This window comes from Salegentibacter sp., assembly GCF_036568425.1.
In the GTDB taxonomy this organism is placed as follows: Bacteria; Bacteroidota; Bacteroidia; order Flavobacteriales; family Flavobacteriaceae; genus Salegentibacter.
This window is the reverse complement of sequence record NZ_DATCSO010000033.1, coordinates 1-4,068: the sequence shown is the minus strand read 5'-3', so window position 1 is coordinate 4,068 and position 4,068 is coordinate 1. Positions and strand designations below refer to the sequence as shown.

Here is a 4,068-nt window from a genome sequence, read left to right as displayed (position 1 = left end):
CCATCGGTGCGTACTTTTACGAAACCCTGTTTTGCGATTTGTTCGAAGAGCTCGCGGTAATGTCCTTTTCTTGATCTAACTGCCGGGGCCAGTACATTTACCCTTTTGCCTTTGAAATCCTGAAGGATAAGGTCTTTTATCTGGCTATCGGTATAGCTAACCATCTTCTCCCCGGTATTATAGCTGTATGCTTCTCCAGCCCGGGCATATAAGAGTCGTAGGAAGTCATAAATTTCAGTTATAGTTCCCACGGTACTTCTGGGATTCTTACTGGTAGTTTTTTGTTCAATGGCAATAACAGGGGAAAGTCCGTCAATTTTATCAACATCGGGACGTTCTAAACCTCCCAGGAACTGCCTGGCGTAAGCCGAAAAAGTTTCGATATACCGGCGCTGTCCTTCAGCATAAATCGTATCGAAGGCCAGGGAGGATTTCCCGGAACCAGAAAGACCGGTAATTACCACTAATTTTTCTCGTGGAATGCTTACATCTATATTTTTCAGGTTGTGAACGCGAGCTCCTAGAACTTCAATATATTCTTCGAATTTTGCCATATTTTTAAACAAGGTGGCAAAGGTACTTAAAGTGTTGCTAACTAAAAAGAAAGCTTATTCTGATGCCTGTTAATTAAGATGTAATATTTTTAGTGGTTTAGGATTCCTTTAGGAGTTTTCCGGGAATCCTTAAATGTGAATGCTTTGTTAATTAAAACCTTAGGGTTTCATAAAATTTAAATTTAGACTGTGAAAATAAGTTTTAAATCAGGTAATTAACCTATTGAATGTCAGTATAATATTACATAAAAAATTTCCGAAAAATGGGTAGTTTCACCTATATTTGAGATAGTAAATTTCTTACCCAAATCTTTAATTATTCCCCCCGGAAGGCAAACTCCACTTAATTGCGGGTTTGTAAACTACTGCCCCAAACAGTAAGTATCGCTAATTAACCAGTGCCCAGGCACACTAAAATATTAAGGAATGATTACAGATAAAAAACAACTGCTGTTGATTACCAGCAGGAGCGAACTAGAGCGGGGCGTTAATGAAGGATTAAGTATGCATTTTGAAGTGCATACCACAAGTTCTTTGCACACAGGATTCAATTGCGCGTTGAATTTATTGCCGGATATCATCTTGATCGATTATGCTTCCTACAGATCAGGAAGAAATTTTAAAAATATTTCAAATTTTAAATCTACTCACTTTCTGAATAAGGCCTGGCTTATCGTCTATGCCGATGAAAGTTTGAAAATGGAGGTTGAGAGTCGTTTCAGAAGGGTAGTAGATGAGTTTTTATACCCGCCATCGGTGCCGGCTCTGTGTGGGAAGCTCATAAAACTTGTATTTGCCAATAACTCCCTTTCTAATTTCTGGAAAGATTCTTTCATGGGGCTTTTTAACCTAATGGCTAAGCCTGTCGTTTTGCTTCAGCAGGATGAAATTGTAGCGATGAATGATTCTTTTAAACAACACTTCAGAATAGAAAAAATCAAGGGATTAAAACTTACTGATCTTGTTCAATGCGAGAATAAAGCTAAGGTGAAAAATGCACTTAGGAATTTTGGCAGAGGTAAGCATATGAAAGCATCTACCCAAACCGCTTTGCTGCTTAGGTCTAATAAGATTCGCGATGCCAAAATTAGTTTTTCAAAACTGAACAAGAATTCCGGGAATCATTTTATTATGATTATAGATTTCAATGGGGATGAGGTAATGGTAAATCCTAAGTTAGGAACCAATTCAGAATTGGTCGAGGCTTGTTTTAAAGAAAACAGTAATATTCCTGAATTTAACTTCACAAAAAGGGAGAAAGAGATTATCCAGTTGTTGATCAAAGGTTATAAAACCAAGGATATTTCGTCGGCATTATTTATTTCTCCGAAAACAATAGAGAAGCATCGATCCAATATTATCAAAAGGACCAATTCTGAGACTATACTTGAAAGTATAATTTATGCTATTAACCATAATTTGATTGACCTGCAGAAAGCCTGAGATTAATATTACGGGTTTTCCCCCATAGTGCCTAGGCATTAATTCAATTAAATTTATTACACATTAAAAGATAAGATAGTCACCCCACTTTCCATCTTATCTGTATGCGAACTTTTCCCCAACAACTACTTTGTTTAGTGCAATTTTGATAGATAACCCTTTCGGGTGCCTATATATTTATTAACCATTCTAAAATTATTATTAACTAAAAATCTTTAATGATGAAAAACTTTAGGTATTATTTTTCAGCAATTGCAATTTTTGCAATGCTATTTAGCTCCTGTAGTAAGGAAGACAACCCATCTGTTATCGAAAACCAGGAAAAAGCGACACTTTCTTTCGCTTCTGCTTTAAATGACATGATGGCCAGCGCCAATAAGCAGGCATTAGGTGATTTAATTCCCCTATGTACTGATGATGCACCGGCATATGTACACGTAGTACTTACCGGAGAGGAAAATGTAGGAACTATGGCCGATCCTCTAATGATTCCCGTTAATGAAACTCCTATTGAAGAGGATGGGGAAATGGTTTATTTCACTGAGGAATCTGCCGACCTGGAATTAATTCCGGGAGATTACGAGCTTACCTATTTTGCGGTATATAGCGATAGTGATGTCCTAATCTGGATCGCACCTACCACTGGTGGTGATCTTGCAGACTTCGTAGATAATCCTTTACCGATTGATATTTCTCTTGGAGCCGGAGTTAAGAAGTATGTAGATGTTGAAGTTTTATGTTTTGATGATCGTCTGGTCAATGAATATGGATACTTATTCTTTGATATTATTGGTAAGGAAGCTTTTGAATTCTGCTTTTTTGCTAATTACTGTGATGATGATGGACGTCATTATCCAGCTCGTTACTCTGTAGACATCTGGTTGGAAGGTGAAGAAGATTTACTTTACTCAGGTGTTATCAATAATGTTGATGCTACAGGAGAAGATCCATCTGCAGATCCATTATGTTTCGCCCTTCCTAATATTGCTTCTTACGGAGATGATTTCGCATATATCCATTATGAAATTACCTTACTTGACTGGGAAGGTGTTTACGGTACAGTAGGAGATTATACCGAAAGCGGTTCTTTAAGTCGTAATATGATTGAAGCCAATTTTGACGGGGATGATAATGTAGATTATGAACACATCCGTTTCAATTGTGGCGACACACCTCCACCACCAAATGATGATGACGATGATGATGTGCCAAACGATGATGACAACTGTCCAAACGTTTGGAATCCGGAGCAGGAAAATTCCGATGAGGATAGTTATGGAGATGCCTGTGACAACTGTCCTTTCGTAGATAACGAGGATCAAGCCGATACAGATGAAGATGGAGTAGGAGATGCCTGTGATGTATGTCCTGGCGAAGACGATACCATTGATGAAAATGAGAACGATATTCCAGACTGTCTTGAAGATGACAATGGTAACGGAGACGATTGTGAAACAGATCTTGATACCTGTGAAACCGCCTTTATGGTTGGTAATTACACTCTTCAGGACCTTGAATTAGGAAACAATCGCTGGGGATGGGCCCTTAACTTCGATGGGGATGATGGAACATATGAGTATGATATCTATGCCGCAGCAGGTAAAAATGACACTGATAAAGGCTACTTGGTAGGTGCAGTTCACCTAACTGTAGACGGGGATGAAGTAACAGTTGATATCGATCTTTGTGATGGTGCTGACGCTGAAGAGGGGCATATATACTTCGATGATGAGGCCATGCCAACAACTACAGCTCCCGGACAATTCGGATATAAACTTCCAGCATTCGATGACGACTTTAGCTGGAATACTGACGATGAGTATTCCGGTGACGGCGACTTCTGGTTGGTAGTACACCTGGATGTTTGTCCCGGTGATAATGATGATATGGACTAGAACATTTTAAATGTAGTAAAATTAATATCCGGTTCTCCACCAATTATATGGAGAGCCGGAGATTAATCAGCTACATATTTCACTGAAATTATGAAAAGTTAAGGCCATTCGGCCCTCTCAATAATTTTATTAACCATTCACTTATTTATTAACCTTAAATTTTTTAATTATGAAAA

General features: G+C 38.3%; 2 protein-coding genes and 1 pseudogene. 2 read left to right on the top strand and 1 reads right to left on the bottom strand.

Going from position 1 to position 4,068, the window contains the following annotated elements; genetic code table 11:
• A pseudogene (locus VIM94_RS03960) lies at positions 1-554 on the bottom strand (excinuclease ABC subunit UvrA); the annotation flags it as partial.
• Between the two features lie 426 nt (positions 555-980).
• Between VIM94_RS03960 and VIM94_RS03955 the strand changes: the two are divergent.
• Positions 981-1,997: a response regulator transcription factor gene (locus VIM94_RS03955; protein ID WP_332037993.1), complete on the top strand. Its 1,017-nt coding sequence runs from the start codon at positions 981-983 to the stop codon at positions 1,995-1,997.
• A gap of 218 nt (positions 1,998-2,215) precedes the next feature.
• Positions 2,216-3,892 (top strand): hypothetical protein, encoded by a 1,677-nt coding sequence (locus VIM94_RS03950; protein WP_332037992.1) that lies wholly within the window; start codon positions 2,216-2,218, stop codon positions 3,890-3,892.
• Positions 3,893-4,068: the final 176 nt, after the last annotated feature.